Genomic DNA, 19,957 nt, shown 5'->3' with positions numbered 1-19,957 from the left:
TGGCGTGACTGGCTGCACACGACGTGGCCGGCGCGGCAGGCTGTGACAGGAGATTTTGATGGCGTTCCACAACCCGTTCGTCAAGAACGGGAAGATCACCTTCCCGGACGGTGCCGGCATCGTGAAGCACGTCGAACGCTGGGCGAAGGTCCGCGGCGACCGGCTGGCCTTCCGGTTCCTGGATTACTCCACCGAGCGTGACGGCGAAGCCAAAGATCTGTCGTGGGCCCAGTTCAGTGCCCGCAACCGCGCCCTCGGCGCCCGCCTGCAGCAGGTGACGCAGCCCGGTGACCGGGTGGCCATCCTGTGCCCGCAGAACCTCGACTACCTGGTGGCGATGTATGGCGCCATGTACGCCGGCCGCATCGCCGTGCCGCTGTTCGACCCGTCTGAGCCGGGCCACGTCGGCCGCCTGCACGCCGTGCTCGACGACTGCAAGCCGTCGGCCATCCTCACCACCACCGCCGCCGCCGAAGGCGTGCGCAAGTTCTTCCGCAGCCGCCCGGCCAACGAGCGGCCGCGCGTCATCGCGGTCGACGCCGTGCCGGAGGAGGTCGGCGTCACCTGGGTGCCGTTCGACGACGTCGACGACAACACCGTGGCCTACCTGCAGTACACCTCGGGCTCCACCCGCATCCCGACCGGTGTGCAGATCACGCACCTCAACCTGGCCACCAACGTGGTGCAGGTCGTTGAGGCCCTCGAAGGCGAAGAGGGCGACCGCGGTCTGTCCTGGCTGCCGTTCTTCCATGACATGGGCCTGATCACCGCGCTGCTGGCGCCGATGATCGGCCACAGTTTCACCTTCATGACCCCCGCCGCCTTCGTGCGTCGCCCGGAACGCTGGATCCGCGAGATGGCCCGCAAGGAAGGCGACACCGGCGGCGTCATCTCGGTGGCCCCGAACTTCGCCTTCGACCATGCCGCTGCGCGCGGCGTGCCCAAGGGGGAGGACGCGGCAACGCTGGATCTATCCAACGTCAAGGCCGTGCTGAACGGCAGCGAGCCGATCTCGGCCGCGACCGTGCGCCGGTTCAACGAGGCGTTCGGCCCCTTCGGCTTCCCGTCCAAGGCCATCAAGCCGTCGTACGGTCTGGCCGAGGCCACGCTGTTCGTGTCCACCACGCCGTCGTCCGAAGAGCCGACCATCGTGTCGGTGGATCGCGACGCGCTCAACACCGGCACCTTCGTGGTGGTCCCGGACGACTCGCCGAAAGCGGTGGCACAGGCCGGCGCCGGCAAGATCGGCGTCGATGAGTGGGCCGTGATCGTGGACGCCGAGACCGCCACCGAGCTGCCGGACGGCCAGATCGGTGAGATCTGGATCAGCGGCGCCAACATGGGCACCGGCTACTGGGGCAAGCCCGAAGAGACCATCGAGACGTTCCAGAACACCCTCAAGTCGCGCACCAGCCCGTCGCACGCCGAAGGCGCTGCGGACGACGCCACCTGGGTGCGCACCGGTGACTTCGGGGCCTACCACGACGGTGAGCTGTACATCACCGGCCGGGTCAAGGACCTGGTGATCGTCGACGGCCGCAACCATTACCCGCAGGACCTCGAGTACTCCGCGCAGGAGGCCAGCAAGGCACTGCGCGTCGGCTACGTGGCGGCGTTCTCGGTGCCGGCCAACCAGCTGCCCGACGAGGTCTTCGCCGACGCCCACGTCGGCCTCAAGCGCGATCCCGACGACAGCTCCGAGCAGCTGGTCATCGTCGCCGAGCGGGCCCCGGGTGCGCACAAGCTGGAGACCCAGCCGATCATCGACGACATCCGGGCGGCCATCGCCGTGCGGCACGGCGTCACCGTGCGCGACGTGGTGTTGACCGCGGCCGGCGCCATCCCACGTACCTCCAGCGGCAAGATCGGCCGCCGCGCCACCCGTCAGGCCTACCTGGACGGCTCGCTGCGCAGCGGCAAGGTGGCCAACGCATTCCCCGACGATCTGAACTGAACTCCTCTATCCCGGGCCCGAACTACCCCGTCCGGCGGCGAAAGTGAACAGTGAAAATGACTGACACCGAAGACAATTCGAACGAACTCGACACTTCGCCGCAGGAGGGTGGCAGCGCGGCCGTGTCGCGGGCAAATGGCATTACGGTGCCGGAGATGCGCGAGTGGCTGCGCAACGCGGTCTCGCGAGCCACCGGTCAGTCGGCGGACTCGATCGACGAGAGCACGCCGCTGGTCGAGCTGGGTCTGTCCTCGCGCGACGGGGTGGCCATGGCCAGCGACATCGAGGACCTCACCGGGGTCACGTTGAATGCCACGGTGTTGTTCCGGCACCCGACCATCGAGACGTTGGCGCAGGTGATCGTCGAGGGCGAGCCGGAGGTGGACACCGCTGCCGCGAACGCCGAGGACTGGTCCCGCGACGCTGACGTCGATGAGGACATCGCGAACATAGCCATTGTTGGTCTGGCCACCCGCTTCCCGGGTGACATGAACACCCCCGACGAGATGTGGCAGGCGCTGCTGGAAGGCCGCGACGCCATCACCGATCTGCCCGAGGGCCGCTGGGAAGAGTTCCTGGCCGAGCCGCGGATCGCCGAACGCGTGGCCCAGGCCCGCACCCGCGGTGGGTACCTGTCGGACATCAAGGGCTTCGACGCCGAGTTCTTCGCGCTGGCCAAGATGGAAGCCGACAACATCGATCCGCAGCAGCGGATGGCGCTCGAATTGACCTGGGAAGCACTGGAATTCGCCCGCATCCCGGCGTCGGCGCTGCGCGGTGAGGCGGTCGGTGTATTCGTCGGCAGCTCGACCAACGACTACAGCTTCCTGTCGGTCTCGGATCCGTCGATCACGCACCCGTACGCCATCACCGGCACCGCGAGCTCCATCATCGCCAACCGGGTTTCGTACTTCTTCGACTTCCGCGGGCCGTCGATGACCATCGACACCGCGTGTTCCTCGTCGCTCGTCGCGATGCACGAGGGCGTGAAGGCGCTGCGCTCCGGCGAGGCCGACGTCGTCGTGGCCGGTGGCGTCAACGCCCTGGTGACCCCGATGGTGACGGTCGGCTTCGACATGGTCGGCGGCGTCCTGGCGCCGGACGGCCGCATCAAGTCGTTCAGCTCGGACGCCGACGGTTACGCCCGTTCCGAGGGCGGCGGCATGGTCGTGCTCAAGCGCGTCGCCGACGCCCGTCGCGACGGTGACGAGATCCTCGCCATCATCGCCGGTTCGGCCATCAACCACGACGGCCGGTCCAACGGCATGCTGGCCCCCAACCCTGACGCTCAGGAAGCGGTGCTGCGCAAGGCCTACAAGGACGCCGGCATCGACCCCAAGACCGTCGACTACATCGAGGCGCATGGCACCGGCACCATCCTGGGTGACCCGATCGAGGCCGACGCGCTCGGCCGCGTCGTGGGCCGTGGCCGCGCCGCCGACAAGCCGGCGCTGCTGGGCGCCGTGAAATCCAATGTGGGACACCTGGAGTCGGCCGCGGGTGCCGCGAGCGTCGCGAAGATGACGCTGGCGTTGTACCACGACAAGCTGCCCGCCTCGATCAACTACGCGGGCCCCAACCCGTACATCGACTTCGACAAGGAACACCTCAAGGTCAACGCCGAGCTGTCGGACTGGCCGCGCTACAGCGGTCACGCCGTCGCCGGAGTGTCCGGTTTCGGTTTCGGTGGCGCCAACGCCCACTTGGTCATGCGCCAGGTGCTGCCCAGCGATCTCGTCGAGCCGGAGCCCAAAGAGGTTGTGGTTGAAGAGAAGCCGTCTTCCGATGCCAATGCCGTGTACGTCGGCGGCGTCAAGATGGATGAGTACGGCGAGTTCGTCGATGATGAAGACGACAAGCGTGGTGACGCGGATTTCTTCGGCTACGAGACCGGCGACGAGCCTGAGCTTCCCGGCCTGACCGAGCGGGCGCTGGAGCTGATCGAGGCCGCGCGTGCCGAGCTGGACGCGGCCGAGCCGGTCAAGCGCATTGTGCCGCTTGCGGTTTCAGGCTTCCTGACCTCGCGCAAGAAGGCTGCTGCCGCAGAGCTGGCGGACTGGATCGACAGTGAAACGGGCCGGTCCTACTCGCTGGAATCGATCGGTCGCTCGCTGTCCCGGCGTAACCACGGCCGTTCGCGCGCCGTGATTCTCGCGCACGACCACGACGAAGCGGTCAAGGGTCTGCGGGCGCTGGCCGAGGGCAAGCAGAACCCGCTGGTGCTGGCCGCTGACGGCCCGGTCACCAACGGCCCGGTGTGGGTGCTGGCCGGTTTCGGTGCCCAGCACCGCAAGATGGGCAAGAGCCTCTACCTGAACGATCCGATCTTCGCCGAGTGGATCAACAAGGTCGACGCCCACATTCAGGACGAGCGCGGCTACTCCGTTGTCGAACTGATCCTCGACGACGCGATCGACTACACCAACGAGACGTGCGAATACCCCATCGAGGTCGTCCAGACCGTGATCTTCGCGCTGCAGATCGCCCTCGGTGAGCTGCTGAAGGCGCACGGCGCGAAACCCGGTGCGGTGGTTGGCCAGTCGCTGGGTGAAGCGGCCGCGGCGTACTTCTCCGGTGGCCTGTCGCTGGCCGACGCCACCCGCACCATCTGCTCGCGCGCTCACCTCATGGGTGAGGGCGAGGCCATGCTGTTCGGCGAGTACATCCGCCTGATGGCGCTCGTCGAGTACTCGGCCGAGGAGATCAAGACGGTCTTCGCCGACTTCCCGGGCCTCGAGGTGTGTGTCTACGCCGCCCCGACCCAGACCGTCATCGGCGGCCCGCCGGAGCAGGTCGACGCGATCATCGCCCGCGCCGAATCCGAGGGCAAGTTCGCGCGCAAGATGCAGACCAAGGGCGCCAGCCACACCCAGCAGATGGACCCGCTGCTCGGCGAGCTGTCCGCGGAGATCCAGGGCATCGAGCCGCACCCGCTGCAGACGGCCTACTACTCGACGGTGCACGAGGGCCAGCTGATCCGCGCCGGCGCCGAGCCGATCCACGATGTCGAGTACTGGAAGAAGGGGCTGCGCCACAGCGTCTACTTCACCCACGGCATCCGCAACGCCGTCGACAACGGGCACACCACCTTCCTGGAGCTCGCGCCGAACCCGGTGGCGCTCATGCAGGTTGGGCTCACCACCATGTCGGCCGGCCTGCATGACGGCCAGCTGATCCCGACCCTCGCCCGTAAGCAGGACGAGGTCGACTCGATGACCAATGCCATGGCCCAGCTGTTCGTGCACGGCCATGACCTGGACTTCCGGACGTTGTTCTCGCCGGCCCAGGACCCGGCCGTCGATTACGCGCCGATCCCGCCGACGCGCTTCAAGCGCAAGCCGCACTGGCTGGACGCGCACTTCACCGCCGACAGCTCGGCCATCGAGCCGGGCAGCCACGTCGCCACCCCGGACGGCCGCCATGTGTGGGAGTTCGCCCCGCGCGGCGAGGTCGATGCAGCCGCCCTGGCCAAGCTCGTGAAAGCCGCTGCGGCGCAGGTGCTTCCGGACGCCCGGTTGGCGGCCTTCGAACAGCGCGCCATTCCGGGTGAGGGTGCCCGCCTGGTCACCACCCTGACCCGCCACCCCGGTGGCGGCACGGTGCAGGTGCACGCCCGCATGGGTGAGTCGTTCACCCTGGTCTACGACGCGGTCGTCAGCCGCGGCGGTGACGGCGCGGCTCTGCCGGTCGCTCTCGGTGGCACGGCGCTGCCGGCGGCCGTCGGCGCTTCGGTGGCCGAAACCGCTGTTGCCGCACCGGAACCCGTCGAAGATGACGCCGCCATCCTGCAGGACGATCTGACTGCAGGCGCGGGCCTGGCCGCCGGCTTCAAGAAGTGGTCGCCGGATTCCGGTGAGACCATCGCAGACCGGCTGGGTGCCATCGTCGGTGGTGCCATGGGCTACGAGCCCGAGGACCTGCCGTGGGAGGTGCCGCTGATCGAGCTGGGTCTGGACTCGCTCATGGCGGTCCGGATCAAGAACCGGGTCGAGTACGACTTCGACCTGCCGCCCATCCAGCTGACCGCGGTGCGGGACGCCAACCTGTACGCGGTGGAGAAGTTGATCCACTACGCCATCGAGCACCGCGACGAGGTCGACCAGCTGGCCGAGGCGCAGAAGGGGCAGACCGCCGAGGAGATCGCGGCCGCGCAGGCCGAGATGCTGGGTGGCGCAACGACTGTCGCGGAGCTGGAGGCCAAGCTGGCCGAGGCCGGACACCCGCTGGCCGACAAGGACGATGCCAAGCCGGCGGCGGTCGACATCGCCACGGATTCTGCAGCCGCACTCGAGGTTCCACCGCCCCCGACGAACCCCGCCGGCCCGGCCGTCCCGCCGCCGCCGACCAACCCGTCGGGACCCGCCGGACCGAGCCAGGCCACCGCGGCCGCCGCTGCGGCCAAGGTGCTGACGCAGGAGGCGGTCACCGAGGCGCTGGGCGCGGACGTGCCCCCGCGCGATGCGGCTGAGCGAGTCACCTTCGCGACGTGGGCGATCGTCACCGGCAAGTCGCCGGGCGGCATCTTCAACGAGCTGCCGGCCGTCGACGACGCGACCGCGACCAAGCTGTCCGAGCGGCTCTCCGAGCGCGCCGAGGGCATCGTGACGGTCGAGCAGGTGCGTGCGGCCAAGACCATCGAAGCGTTGTCGACCATCGTGCGTGATCAGCTCGAAGACGGTGTGGTGGACGGGTTCGTCCGCACGCTCCGGCCGGCGAAGCAAGGTGGCCCGCAGGTTCCGCTGTTCGTCTTCCACCCCGCCGGTGGCTCGACGGTGGTCTACGAACCGCTGTTGAAGCGCCTGCCGGAGGACATCCCGGTCTACGGCATCGAACGTGTCGAGGGCTCCATCGAGGAGCGCGCCGCCGAGTACGTGCCGAAGCTGCTGGAGATGCACAAGGGTCCGTTCATCCTGGCCGGCTGGTCGCTGGGTGGGGCACTGGCCTACGCGTGTGCCATCGGGCTCAAGCAGGCCGGTGCCGATGTCCGGTACGTCGGACTGATCGACTGCGTGCGGCCCGGTGTGCCGATCGACAAGACGCAAGCCGGCATGCGGGCCCGCTGGGATCGCTACGCCCGCTTCGCCGAGCGCACCTTCAACGTCGAGGTTCCGGAGATTCCGTACGAGGAACTGGAGAAGCTCGACGATGAGGGCCAGGTGAAGTTCGTGCTGGATATCGTCGCGCAGAGCGGCGTGCAGATTCCGGGCGGCATCATCGAGCACCAGCGGACGTCGTATCTCGACAACCGCGCGCTGGACACCATCGACATCCAGCCGTACGAAGGCCACGTCGTGCTCTACATGGCGGACCGCTACCACGACGACGCCATCGTGTTCGAACCCGCGTACGCGACCCGTCAGCCCGACGGTGGTTGGGGTGAGTTCGCCCCGGATCTCGAGGTCGTGAATATCGGCGGCGAGCACATCCAGGCGATCGATGAGCCGTACATTGCCAAGGTTGGGGCGCATATGAGCCAAGCCATCAACCAGATCCAGGCTGGGAAGTAGTAGGAGAACCGTGACTGAAGTTACCGAAACGCGCAGCCCTGCCACCACGGCTGAGAAGCTCGCCGAGCTCCGCGAAAAGCTCGAGCGGGCAGCGGATCCCGGCGACGAGAAGGCCAAGGCGCGCCGCGACAAAAAAGGCATCCCTTCGGCCCGCGCGCGTATCCATGCCCTCGTCGACCCGGGTAGCTTCTTCGAGATCGGCGCGCTGGCCAAGACGCCCGGTGACCCGAACGCGTTGTACGGCGACGGCGTGGTGACCGGCCACGCCACCATTGACGGTCGTCCCGTCGCGGTGTTCAGTCACGACCAGACGGTGTTCCAGGGTTCGGTCGGCGAGATGTTCGGCCGCAAGGTCGCGAAACTGATGGAGTGGGTGGCCATGGTCGGCTGCCCGATCATCGGTATCAACGACTCTGCGGGCGCCCGCATCCAGGACGCGGTGACCTCGCTGGCGTGGTACGCCGAGCTGGGCCGCCGGCACGAGATGCTCCGCGGTACGGTGCCGGAAATCTCGATCATTCTCGGTAAGTGTGCTGGTGGTGCGGTGTATTCGCCGATCCAGACCGACCTGCTGGTAGCGGTGCGTGACCAGGGCTACATGTTCATCACGGGCCCAGACGTCATCAAGGATGTCACCGGCGAGGACGTGTCCTTCGACGAACTCGGTGGCGCGGACGTCCAGGCGCAGCGCGGCAATATCCACAAGGTCGTCGAGGACGAAGCGGCAGCGTTCCAGTACGTCCGTGACTACCTGAGCTTCCTGCCCGCCAACACGTGGGACGACCCGCCGATCGTCAACCCGGGCTTGGAGCCCGAGCTGACGCCGAGCGACTTCGAGCTGGACAAGATCGTGCCGGACGCCGACAACGCCGGCTACGACATGCACGACATCCTGCTGCGCATGTTCGACGACGGCGACGTCTTCGAGATCGCCGAGCAGCGTTCTCCTGAGATGATCACGGCGTTCGCCCGGGTCGACGGCCGGCCGGTCGGCGTCATCGCCAACCAGCCGCTGTTCATGGCGGGCGCGATCGGCAACGAAGCCTCCGACAAGGCTGCCGGGTTCATCCGGTTCTGCGACTCCTTCAACCTGCCTTTGGTTTTCGTCGTCGACACACCCGGCGCACTGCCGGGTGTCGCCGAGGAGACGGGCGGCATCATCAAGCGCGGTGGCCGCTTCTTCAACGCCATCGTCGAGGCCGACGTGCCGAAGGTGACGTTCGTGATCCGCAAGGCCTACGGCGGCGGCTACGCCGTCATGGGCTCCAAGCAGCTGTCGGCCGACCTGAACTTCGCCTGGCCCACGGCGCGTATTGCGGTGATCGGCGCCCAGGGTGCGGCGCAGCTGCTGGTGAAGCGCTTCCCCGATCCGACTGCGCCCGAGGTGCAGAAGATCAAGGCCGACTTCATCGAGGGCTACAACGCCAACATGGCGATCCCGTGGACGGCGGCCGAGCGCGGCTACATCGACGCGGTCATCCAGCCGCACGAGTCCCGCCTGCTGCTGCGCAAGTCGCTGAAGTTGTTGCGTGACAAGCAGAAGCACGATCGCATCGCCCGCAAGCACGGCCTGACCCCGCTGTAATTCTTCGCGAGCCGACGCAAATGTCCCCCGACACACTATGTTTGGGGGACATCTGCGTCTTTCGGCAAGAGTGGGTGACGCGCGGTGACTGAACCGGCTGCGTCGCCGCCGAATCCCGCGGTACTGCTCGTCGCCGGGGTGGCGGCGACGGCCGTCGGTGGCGCCGTGGCTGTCTATCGCGGCGTGGAACGGCTACCGGTCGTCGGAGATCTGTTGCACCGCACTCGTTCCGGCGTGATGGCGCGCGGGGAACGGGCGCTGGGACCGATCAAGGCGCTGGTCGCCGACGTCGCCGGTCAGGTCGTCGAGCTCGTTCTCGACGAACTCGATCTCACCGAATTGGTGCGGCAGCGGGTCGATCTGATCGGGCTGGCCAACGAGGTGATCGACGGCATCGACCTGGAGGCCGTCATCCGGCAGTCCACCGACTCGATGACCGCCGAGGTGATGTCCGACGTTCGTAGTCAGGGGGAGCGGGCCGACGATGCGATCTCGGGATTCGTCGACCGCCTGCTGGGGCGGGACCGCACATGACCGACCGTAGCGCCGGGATCGTCAGCCGTGGTGCGGCTGCCGTGATGGATTTCCTGGTGGTCGGCGCACTGCTGGGGCTGCTCTACGGTGGATTGCGGCTGGCCGAGTTCATGTTCCGTCCCATCATGTTCCACGTGCCGGCGCTGTCGTTCGTCTACTCGACCGCGGCGACTGGCATCGTGTCGGTGCTGTACCTGACGGCCTGCTGGGCCGTGTCGGGTAGCACGGTGGGTTCGGTCGTGATGGGGCTGCGGGTCACCGGCCTGCGCCGCGAGCGACTGTCGCCGGTCCGCGCCTCCCTGCGGGCCGTGGCCTGCGTACTGTTTCCGGTAGGCCTGCTGTGGGTCGTCGTCGATGCGCGACGACGTTCGTTGCAGGACATCATATTTCGCACCAAGGTGGTTTACGCATGGCACTGACGGATCCGGGTGGCGAATCCGGAGTACATCCACCTGTCCCGGCCGCGACGCGCCGGGCGTTCTGGTGGTTGGAGCGTTTCGCGCCGGCGATCGGCGCCCGCTGGGCCACCGAATTGTGGTGCACGGTGCCCGATGTCGACCTGAGCACCAAGATGCCGCCGGGGCTGCCGGACAGCACTCCCGTCGAGGCGTCGTGGGACGGCCACCGACTCGCCGGGCAATCCTGGGGTTCGGGGCCGCTGGTGTACCTGGTGCACGGGTGGGGCGGGTGCCGGGCGCACATGGCCGTGTTCGTCAAACCTCTTGTCGCGGCCGGATATCGGGTCATCGCCTTCGATTTGCCAAGTCACAACGATTCCGAGCCCGGCGCCCTCGCGCCGGGGCGTAGCACCATCGTCGAGTGCGCGGAGGCGGTGCGGGCTGTGATCGCCGAGCACGGTCCGGCGCACGCGGTCATCGGGCATTCCCTCGGTGCCAAGGCGGCCGCACTGGCGGTCGCGCGGGGCGCGGCGGCCGGGAAGTTGGTGTTCCTCGCTCCGATGGGTGAATTCTCTTGGTACCTGGATGTTTTCGCCGAGCGCCACAATTTCGGGCGGCGCATCCGGGACCGGCTGCACCGGCGGCTGGACAAGCGGATCGGAATGCCGCTGCTCGAAACCGACATTGCCAAGCTGGCGGCTCACGCCGGTGACCGGCCGCTGCTGGTGATTCACGATCCGGACGATCCCGATGCGCTCTATTCCGAAAGCGAAGAGATTGTGCAGGTGTGGCCGGATGCCCGGCTCGAGACCACCAAGGGCCTGGGCCGGCTCGCGCACTACCGGATTCTGCGGCACCGCCCGGCCATCGTCGCCGGCGTCGACTTCATCGGAGCGCCCTAGCCGGCTAATTGCTGTGCGGGTCAGCCGAGTTCAGCTCGAGATCGGTCACGTGGTCGTCGGCGTGGCGGAGGGGAAGCAACCCGATATCGACTTCTGCCTCGCGGCACTGGGCACGGCCGTCATCGAGCAGGAGGGCCTTAGTGTTTCCCGAAGTACGTCGCGGTGACCGTCGGTGATGCGAAAGCGATCAGCGGCGTCGACGGCGGGGTGGTGCTGGTGATGGTCGCCGGCCCGCCGGATGCTTCCAGAACCGATTGATCGTGGTGGGCGGTGGTAACCGTAAGGGCTCCCATGATCGCCAGAGCGCTGCCGCCGATGACCGCCGCGACCATGCGGACTACTGGCGAGGTGTGGTGTGCTGCGTTGGACATGTGTTATCTCCTTGTGTTGGTTGGGCAACTGTCGAGGGTGGGCGTGAGTTGTTTCTATTCGCCGCTTGCGGCGGCCAGATCGGTTCGCCGGGCCTCCCGGCGCTTCGTCGTGCTCAGGTTTCCGGCGGTGCGAGGATCCGAAATGCCCAGTGCGGAACGACGTTCGGATTCGGACACGCCGCCCCAGATGCCGTACGGCTCGCCGGACAGCAGGGCGAAGGCAGCGCACGGCGCCTTCACGGGGCATTGGTGACAGATTTGTTTGGCCTGTTGTTCGCGTTGTCTGCGTGCCCGGCCCCGCTCGTTATCGGGGTGGAAGAAGATGTTGGAATCCATCGTGCGGCAACGAGCTGAGTCCTGCCATTCCCATTCGTCGGCCACCGGTCGGATCGCCGGCGCGGGCACTGGCAGTGCTGTTCGTTTCCCGATCATGTCGTACCTCGTGCTTTCCTGATCAGTTGGCGGTCACGCGGTGACCCGCTGGCCCTTGCCTCCGGCCGGTACCAGGCCGAGGATCTTCCGATCGGCCATGTGGGTTTCTCCTTTTGGGCAGCGCGACGACGCGATGGGGTTACCGACCGCACACTGGTGAAGGCGCGTCCGGGGTGGCGATATTGGTGACTGGTGAACTCAGCGATTCGCGAAAGCTGTTGAGGTTTGGGTGGATATCACGCCTGCTCCACGGTCAGGCCGGCGGCGGATAGTTCGGAGAGCTGCTGGCTGTCCACGCCGGTGTCGGTGATCAACAGGTGGATGTCCTCCAGCCGGCCGTACTGGGCTCCGCTGACGGTCCCGAACTTGCTGTGGTCGGCGAGCAGGATGCGTCGGTGCGCGCACGCGAGCATGCGTCGCTTCACCGCGGCTTCGGACGGGGCCGGGGTGGTGAGGCCACGGTCGACGCTGATGCCGTTGGCCCCCAGGAAGGCGACGTCGACGTTGATCTCGGCGAGCGCGCGGGCAGCCCAATCATCAACCTCGGCAAAGGTTTTCGATCGAACTCGTCCGCCCAAGGTGTAAACCGTCAGCTGTGGTCGGCTGAGCAGGCCCAGTGCCTGCGGCAGCGAGTTCGTGTAAACGGTGAGTTCGCGGTCGCCGGGAAACAGTTCGACCAGCTGTGCCGTGGTGGAACCGGCGTCGATCAGAACCGAGCCACGTTCCGGAAGATGTGCCAGCGCGGCCTTTGCGATGCGAGCCTTTTCGGCGAGGAACTCGGTCCGGGTCTCGACGGCCGGCTCGTAGGAGAGGTAGTCGACCGGCACCGCTCCACCGTGCACCCGCCGCAACAAACCTTGGCGCTCCAGGAGGATGAGGTCCTTGCGGATGGTCTCGCCCGTCACCCCAAGCTCGGACGCGGTACGGGCGGCGTCGATTCGGCCATCGCGGCGCAGCGCCTCGAGCAAGTGCTGTTTGCGCTGGTCGGCGTAGAGGGCGCCCGCCGTATCGCGGGAAGCCGGCCCGGTGGATGTCACTACACCTCCCTTGGTTTGTGATCTGCACCACTTGGATTTGATTGCTAATGATTGCGTTTGATTGGGAATCTGTCAAGCATGATCTGCCGTGCCGGCGGCCGGGTTCGGCCCAAAACGCCGAATGGCCGGTTACGACACAACTTTTCGCGAAAAGCGTGTCATAACCGGCCACTCGGCGGGTACGGCTAGGGCTTGATCCGCATCCGCCCCGGCGACCACAGTCCGCTGTGGACCGCGGTGCCCAGGTCGAGCTCGGCGGTCGTCGCGTCCACGACGGTCGTGAACTGGCGCAGCGAGCCCCAGTCCCGGCCCCAGTCGTCGGATAGATACGTCGACATCACGTGGGCCTTCAGCAGCACGTCGGTGATGCCGAGCAGGCCGCCGTTGATGCCGTCCTGCCAGGTGTCCGTGTCCTGCTTCTTGGCGGTGTAGTCCGGCGTGATGCGGAACTTGGGCACCTCGGTCACGCCGTTGCGCACCAGCATCGGCTGTTGGCACGGGAACGCCAGGCCGACGGCCCAGTCCATCAGCACCGGCTGGGTCATGCCGATGAATTCCTGGATGGTCTTTACCTCAGGCACGCGCGGTGGAGTGACGGCGATCCAGTCGCCCTCGTTGAGCGAAAGGTTCACTGCCACAACACGAACGTAGGTGGCATCGGCCGGAACCTGACGACGGTCGAAGCGCAGGTTGCGCCACGACGGTGTCGGGCCGATGTCGTAGGGCACCAACCGCCCGCCCGGGATGGGGTGGCCGTCGGGGCCGGTGCGGCCGTACTCCAGCTCGACGGTCTGGCCTTCGGTGCGGCCTTTGAGCGAGCTGTTGCCGGTGATGCTCCCCGCGGCGGTGACAACCATCAGCGGATGTGCGGCATCGGCGGCGGGCAAGCCGTACCAGGCCGAGGTCAGCTTGGCCTGTGAGTGCGGACCGGTGGTGTAGGTCCCGGCGACCGACACCCGTGCGGGGTCCAGTCCGTAGGGCAATGGCACCGTGGAGCCATTGATCCCCGGTGTCTTGAGCTTCACTGCGGCGTCCCAGTCCGAGTCGGTGCCCGGCATCGGGAAGTCCAGTCGAATCGCTTCGGCGACAATGTGATCCGGTACACCGTTGGCGGTGAAGCCGACCGGTTCGACACCGCCCAGGGCGCCCAGCGGGCCGTAGTCACCGGCCTGCGGGGTCAGGAACCCGGCATTCGAATCAGGTTCCACGAGCACGTTGTCGGCCAGCCCGCAGCCGCCCTTCAGTGCTCGGACGTTACTGGCCAGGTTCGAGTACGTCGGGTATTCGCGCACCGCACCGATGGCCATCGACGCCACACACACCACGACCATGAACGCGGCGGCCAGCGTGATGGGTGCCGCGGTGACCAGCCGGGTGAGCCGGCTTTCGGGGCGGTCGCTGTTGAAGTGCAGCCAGAACGCCCACAGCGCCGTGATCACGAACAGCGCCAAAAAGATTGTGCTGAGCTTGATTCCGCCGACAGCCACCATGTCGTTGTTGAACGGCACACCGTAACTCGACACGTACCACCAGCCGTTGGTGGTGGCCGAAACCAGCGCCAGCAGGAACAGCACCGCGGAGGTGACGGCCATGCGGTTGCGTGCCGACTTCAGCACCGACCGCGACACCAGCACGGTGGCCACCGCGGCCATGGCGGCGCCCACGGCGGCGAACAGGCCGAAGTGGTGCACCCACTTGGTCGGGGTGAACATCAGGCAGAACATGGTGGCGAAAATGATGCCCATCAGGCGCCACACCGGACCGCGCGCGATGCCGGGGATCCGCTTGCGCCGCAGGATCATGAACATCGACGTGAAGAGGCTCAGCGCGGTCAGCAGGAAGCCGAAGCGCCGGGTCATCGAGCCGTCGACCGTCGGCAGGAACAGGTAGTAGTACCGCAGATTCTCGGTGTACCAGGCCTGGCTCGGGCCGATGGCGGTGCGAATCCTGGTGGCCTCCAACACCCCTGCCGCGGTTTGGTTGACGAACACCACCGTCAGGACCACGAAGCCGGCGGCCAACAGCGGCAGCACCAGTGGCCAGGTGCCGACCTCACGGCGCCGCTTCACCAGGATGCGCAGGATCGGGCGGCCACCGGCCAGCAGGGCCGCCACGGCGATGAGGCCGGTCGGTTGGATACCCAAGGTGAACGCCGCGGCGATGATGGCCAGGGCGGCCGGGGTGAGCCGGCTGGTGCCGATGGCGCGTTCGATCAGTACGTAGGTGATGAGCGCGCCGGTGGCGATCTGGCCTTCCGGGCGCAGGCCGTTGTCGAACGGCATCCACGCGGCCATCAGCACCAGGCCCGCCGACCACATGGCAGCGCGGCTACCCGCCACCGCGGGGCCGAGCCGCGGGAGCACCTCGCGGGACAGCAGTAGCCAGCAGACGAGGGCGCATATCAAGTCCGGCAACCGGATCCAGATGCTGGCGTCGCTGACGTGCGTCATCAGCGCCAGCACGTTGTAGTACCAGCCGAACGGATCCTCAGGGCTGCCGAACCAGCGGAAGTAGTTGATCATGTATTGCGCGTGCGGTGCGACGCGCGCCATGCCCAGGATGTAGCCGTCGTCAGAAGAGCCGGCGCCCAGCACATGCCACAGCAGGAACCCGCCGATCACGACGCCGTCGACGAGATTGAAGGTCCGCCAGCGGCTGGGTATCAGCCGCTGCATACGGCGCCCGTCCAGTCGGTCCAGTCGCCAGAGCGCCAGCAGCGCAACGATGGTCGCGGTGATGCCGCCGAACATGGCGGTGTACTTGATGACGGTCGGCCGGTTGATGAACCGGGTATCGATCGTCGCAGAGACCGAAAAGCCTTGCGGCGCGGCGCCCTTCAGATCGGTGAAAATGCCGACGACGGACGGCCGCAGGTTGGGGTCGGCGAAACCGCTGCGCAGCTCCTTGCCGTCGGTTCCCGTCAGGCCGACGAACGTAGCGAACGTCCCGTTCTTGTCGGAGATGATCTCGATACGCGAACAACCGGGGCTGCCAATGACTTTCAGCCGCGGCACGCTGGCGATCACCACGTTGCGGTCGGTGACGTCGACGCGGCTGCTGGACACGTTGACCAGCAGCCCGTTCAGCGCAGCCTGCTTGCCGTCCTTGGGCACCGTGCCGAACACCAGACCGCCCGAAGGCGGCAGCGTCCGCAGCACGCCGCACGGGATCGTCGCCGTCATCGACACCGGAGTCTGCGAGATCAGCGGTGCGGTGACGTTGCCGAACTGGCCCTGCTGGGGCCAATTGAGCTGCGCCGTCGACTGCACCACCGGCAACAGCGGCGTCAGCGCCGACAGCACGAAGCCGATCAGGCCCGCGACGATCGCCACGCGCTGCCAAATCCGGTGTCCTTCGGCCACCGGGTGGGCGACTTCTACTTGCTGTGCGTTCATTCCCGTCCCGGTCATGGCAGGGCCCGGATCGGGCCGCGGCGGCTCCAACCGTTGACGGTCATGGTGCCTTGGTCAATCAACGCGGGCGGGGCCACTGACGGCGGCACCACCGGGTCGTACCGTTCGATCGAGCCCCAGTCCCGGTACCAGTCGCCCCGCAGGTAGGTCGGGATGGTCGACGTGCGCAGCAGCGCCTGGATGAACAGGAACGGGCCACCCTTCTGCGCCGACTGCCACATGTTCGACGACACCACGACCTGCTTGGTGTTGGGCAGGATGCGGTACTGCGGCAGCTCCGCGACGCCGAGATGCTCGGAGAACGGGCGCTGGCACGGGAAATTCGCGGCGGTGGCGATGTCCATCAGGATCGGCGTCTGCGACCCGAGGAACTGCTGTGCGGTTTGCAGGGTCGGGACGCGCGGCGGCGTGAAGCCGAACCACTGATCCTCGGACAGGTTCGGATCGTCGGCGACGATGCGGGCGACGTTGGCCTCCGGCGGCGCCCACTTCAGCGGGAATCGCAGGTTGCGCCAAGCGTATTGGGCGAACGTGTCGATCGGCTGAACTTCGGCGAGGGCCTGGTAACTGCCGTCGGGCCGGTGCACACCCCACTGCAGTTTGAGCGACTGGCCGTAGTGGAACTCGTGCTCTTCGTCGTAGTACCAGATGGCGCCCGCCGCGGCGACGGTGACCAGCGGTCGGTCCGCACTACGTGGCGGCAACTGGTACCAGGCCGACGTGGCCTTGGCGGCGACGCCGTTCTCCTTGTAGCTGCCCATCACCGGCGTGCGGGCCGGGTCGAGGCCGAACGGCAGGAACACGTTGGAGCCGTTGACGCCGGTCGGGCCGTAACCGCCACCGGTACCGGCCGCGAACGCGATGCCGACGTTGGGCTTGTTGGGTGAGCCGTCGGAGTTCACCGTGCCCGGGTTGGCGACGACGGGGTGCGGCGGGGCCAGTGAGTCGCTGATGCCGTTCGGTGTGAAACCGACCGGGTTCTCGCCGCCCAGCGGGCCGTACTTGCCCCAGGTCTGGCCCGGGACGGGCTGCAGGAGGCCGGCGTTGGTATCGGCCTCGACGAGCACGTCGTCGGCCATGGCGCAGGTCTTGTCGGACAACCCCATTGCGTCCAGGTTGGCCCGCGCCGTCGTGTACTGCGGGTAGCGCTGCACGAAGCCCTTGGCCATCGAGCCGACCTCGAGCACGACCATGATGATCGCGACGATCAGCAGCGGTGTCGACGCCAGCGCCCGGTTGCGGCGGGTCTCGGCGACCTCGGTGTGGCCGGCGTAGTCGATGCGGAAGTGCAGCCAGCCCGCGAGCAGCGCGGTGATGATCGCCAGGACCAGGAACATCGACGTGACGGGGTGGCCGGCCAGCACAGGCTGCCGGTCGAACCACGGCACGCCGTAGTTGCCGACGTAGAACCAGCCGTTGATCCCGGACGTCGCCCAGGCCAACACGAACAGCAGCGCCGTCACGTACAGCGCCAGGTTCCGTCGGCTGTGCAGTCCCACCGTCGCGAACGCGAAAGCGATGATGGCGCCGAACGCGCCCGACAGCCCGGCGAACGCACCGAACTGCACGGCCCACTTGGTCGGGGTGAAGTGCAGGAGCAGCAGCCCCAGCATGGTGCTGCCGAGCAGGCGCCACACCGGCCCGCTGGCCAGACCGGGCACGCGGCCCTTGCGCAGCAGCAGGGTCAGCGTGGCGAACAGGCACAGCAGCAGGATCAGCACCGAGAAGCGGCGGGTCAGGGAACTGTCCACTGAATCTTCCACGGTGAGGAAGTAGTAGCGCAGGAATTCCTGATACCAGGAGATGGTCGGGCCCACCGTGTACTTGATGCGGGCCGATTCGGCGACGGTGGCCAGGGTCTGGTTCCGGAAGACCACGGTCAGGATCAGTGACGCCGACGCGGCCAGTGTCGCGATCGGGGCAAGCAGGCCGGTGCCGGCCCGGCGGCTCCGCACCGTGCGGACCAGGGCACGGGACCCGACCAGCAGCGGGGCCAGCGCGATCAGGCCCTGCGGTGCGGTGGTCGCGGTGAACGCGGCGACGATGATGGCGACGGCCGCGGGGGCCAGGCGCCGGGTGGCGATGGCGTATTCGATGAGCACCCAGGTCGCGATCACGCCGAAGGCGATGAGCGGTTCGGGGCGCAGGCCGTTGTTGAACGGGTACCAGGCGGCGAGGAACACCGCCGCCGCGGTCCATACGGCGATCGCATTCGCCGACACTCCGCGGGCGCCGGGGCCGAGCCGCGGCAGCACCCAGCGGGACAGCAACGTCCACGTGGCCATACCGGCCAGCAGCGCGGGCAGCCGCATCCAGACCCCGGCGGTGCTGACGGCGGCCAGGTGCGCGAGTACCGACTGGTACCAGTCGAACGGCGCCTCAGAGGTACCGAAGTAGCGGAAGTAGTTGGCGACATAGCCGGCCTGGCTCGAGACCCGGGCGATCGTCAGGTTGTAGCCGTCATCGGAGGAGATTGCGCCGATCAGGTGCCATCCGATGAGGCCCGTGAACACCGCGATGTCGGCCAGCCAGTGCCAGCGGCTGACCTTCCAGAAGCGCTGCCAGCCGTCGCGTACCCGACGGCCGTCCTGCCGGTCCAGCACCGCCAGCGCGACGATCGAAACCAGCGTCAGCAGCACACCGAGCGCCATCGCGGCCGACTTCAGAGCCGTCGGGACGACGATGAACCGGGTGTCGACGTCGATGCGCGCGGACAGACCCGGCTGCGCAGGCACTTTGAGCTCGGTGAAGAGGCCGGCCACCTGGGGCTTCTTCTCCACGCTGCCGGTGCCGGTCGCACCGGGCAGGCCGATGAAGTCGGCGCCGACGCCGCCGTTGTTGGCCCAGAGGTGCAGGCCACTGCACTTTCCGGCGGCGATGTCCGAGCGCTTCGCGACCGCGGCGACGGTGTCCCGGAAGGCCACGACGACGTCGGTCGCGTTGGCCCGGACGAACAGGCCGTTGCGGCTGGCGTCGATGCCGTTGGGTGGGATCGTCGAGAACACCAGACCACCGGCCGGCGGCAGGCTCGCGATGGCCTGACACGGGATGGAGACATCCAGCGCCAGCGGCGCACCGGACACCAGCGGGGCGGTGAGGTCAGAAATCAGACCGCTGGTGCTCGGGCCGGATGTCGCCGCCGGGGCGGCTCCGGGGCCTTGCGGCCACAGCACGGTCGCGGTGGTCTGCTTGACGGGCAGCAGTGGGGTCAGCGCGCAGAGCAGCAGACCGGCAAGGCCCGCGATGATCGCGACGAGTCGGGCAGTCCTGGCAGGCACGAGGCTCAAGACTAGGCGACAGTTATATGTGGCCTAGCGCACTGACGGGGAATGTCGAGGTAGTAGCCGGAATGTGATGGTTTCTATCTGACGCGTTGGGCGCCGTGTTCAGATGCCGGAGACGTGGACCAGTTGACCGGCGAGGGCAGCTACCAGCATGGCCAACCCGCCGCCGAACACGCCGCATAGCGGTGGGTCGGGCCACGCTGGTACCGGCGATCCATGCGCCCAGGATTCCGGCGACGGCCAGGCCGATGATGGTGACGCCGATATGAGGCCGGCGGTGAGACCAGACCGTGGTTGCCGCCGAGCACCGCCGCACGCAAAAACCAGTCGGTGTGTTCGCCGCGGTGGCCTTCGGTATGAGGATTGACCATTTCGAGAACCTCACCAGCTACCTCATTCAGTTGTTGATTGCACACATCAGGCTGGCATGTCGGGATTGGCGGCTGGTAGGGGACAACGGCCTCGCCGACGACGCGCCTGTGCCGACTTCTCGGTCGGGCCTTCCTGCCCATCGCGGCAGAGTATTGCGGCCCTAGATGT

At 67.4% G+C, this 19,957-nt stretch carries 11 protein-coding genes; 6 read left to right on the top strand and 5 right to left on the bottom strand.

The window, feature by feature from the left end; genetic code table 11:
- Positions 1-58: 58 nt before the first annotated feature.
- The 6 genes from fadD32 to G6N59_RS15020 all read left to right on the top strand — a co-directional run bounded on the left by fadD32 (position 59) and on the right by G6N59_RS15020 (position 10,880).
- On the top strand, positions 59-1,954 hold the full coding sequence (fadD32, locus tag G6N59_RS15045) for a long-chain-fatty-acid--AMP ligase FadD32 (RefSeq protein ID WP_138233049.1): 1,896 nt from the start codon (positions 59-61) through the stop codon (positions 1,952-1,954).
- A gap of 56 nt (positions 1,955-2,010) precedes the next feature.
- Positions 2,011-7,461 carry a polyketide synthase Pks13 gene (gene pks13 / locus G6N59_RS15040; RefSeq protein WP_268815834.1) on the top strand — a complete coding sequence of 1,817 codons (5,451 nt, stop codon included), beginning with the start codon at positions 2,011-2,013 and terminating at the stop codon, positions 7,459-7,461.
- Positions 7,462-7,471: 10 nt separating this feature from the next.
- On the top strand, positions 7,472-9,046 hold the full coding sequence (locus G6N59_RS15035; RefSeq protein WP_138233048.1) for an acyl-CoA carboxylase subunit beta: 1,575 nt from the start codon (positions 7,472-7,474) through the stop codon (positions 9,044-9,046).
- A gap of 84 nt (positions 9,047-9,130) precedes the next feature.
- Entirely contained in the window at positions 9,131-9,580 is a 450-nt protein-coding gene (locus G6N59_RS15030; protein ID WP_138233047.1) for a hypothetical protein, read from the top strand.
- Entirely contained in the window at positions 9,577-9,999 is a 423-nt protein-coding gene (locus G6N59_RS15025) for an RDD family protein (protein ID WP_138233046.1), read from the top strand. The genes G6N59_RS15030 and G6N59_RS15025 overlap by 4 nt, the downstream gene beginning before the upstream one ends.
- Positions 9,990-10,880 carry an alpha/beta fold hydrolase gene (locus G6N59_RS15020; protein WP_138233045.1) on the top strand — a complete coding sequence of 297 codons (891 nt, stop codon included), beginning with the start codon at positions 9,990-9,992 and terminating at the stop codon, positions 10,878-10,880. Before G6N59_RS15025 ends, G6N59_RS15020 begins: the two co-directional genes overlap by 10 nt.
- A 137-nt stretch (positions 10,881-11,017) precedes the next feature.
- Here the strand turns inward: G6N59_RS15020 and G6N59_RS15015 are convergent, their stop codons facing one another.
- The 5 genes from G6N59_RS15015 to G6N59_RS14995 form a co-directional block, all read right to left on the bottom strand.
- Complete coding sequence (locus G6N59_RS15015; protein WP_234884439.1) at positions 11,018-11,251, bottom strand: hypothetical protein; 234 nt, start codon at positions 11,249-11,251, stop codon at positions 11,018-11,020.
- Between the two features lie 54 nt (positions 11,252-11,305).
- A complete protein-coding gene (locus G6N59_RS15010) occupies positions 11,306-11,662 on the bottom strand; it encodes a WhiB family transcriptional regulator (RefSeq protein ID WP_407665890.1) in 357 nt (118 codons plus the stop codon).
- A gap of 257 nt (positions 11,663-11,919) precedes the next feature.
- A complete protein-coding gene (locus tag G6N59_RS15005; protein WP_170212463.1) occupies positions 11,920-12,720 on the bottom strand; it encodes a DeoR/GlpR family DNA-binding transcription regulator in 801 nt (266 codons plus the stop codon).
- Between the two features lie 185 nt (positions 12,721-12,905).
- Complete coding sequence (locus G6N59_RS15000; RefSeq protein WP_179970203.1) at positions 12,906-16,130, bottom strand: arabinosyltransferase domain-containing protein; 3,225 nt, start codon at positions 16,128-16,130, stop codon at positions 12,906-12,908.
- Positions 16,127-19,411 carry an arabinosyltransferase domain-containing protein gene (locus G6N59_RS14995; RefSeq protein ID WP_138233042.1) on the bottom strand — a complete coding sequence of 1,095 codons (3,285 nt, stop codon included), beginning with the start codon at positions 19,409-19,411 and terminating at the stop codon, positions 16,127-16,129. The genes G6N59_RS15000 and G6N59_RS14995 overlap by 4 nt, the downstream gene beginning before the upstream one ends.
- Positions 19,412-19,957 lie beyond the last annotated feature (546 nt).

This window comes from Mycolicibacterium aubagnense, assembly GCF_010730955.1.
GTDB lineage: Bacteria > Actinomycetota > Actinomycetes > Mycobacteriales > Mycobacteriaceae > Mycobacterium > Mycobacterium aubagnense.
Note: the sequence above shows the minus strand (reverse complement) of the source record. Positions and strands in the feature narration are given on the sequence as shown.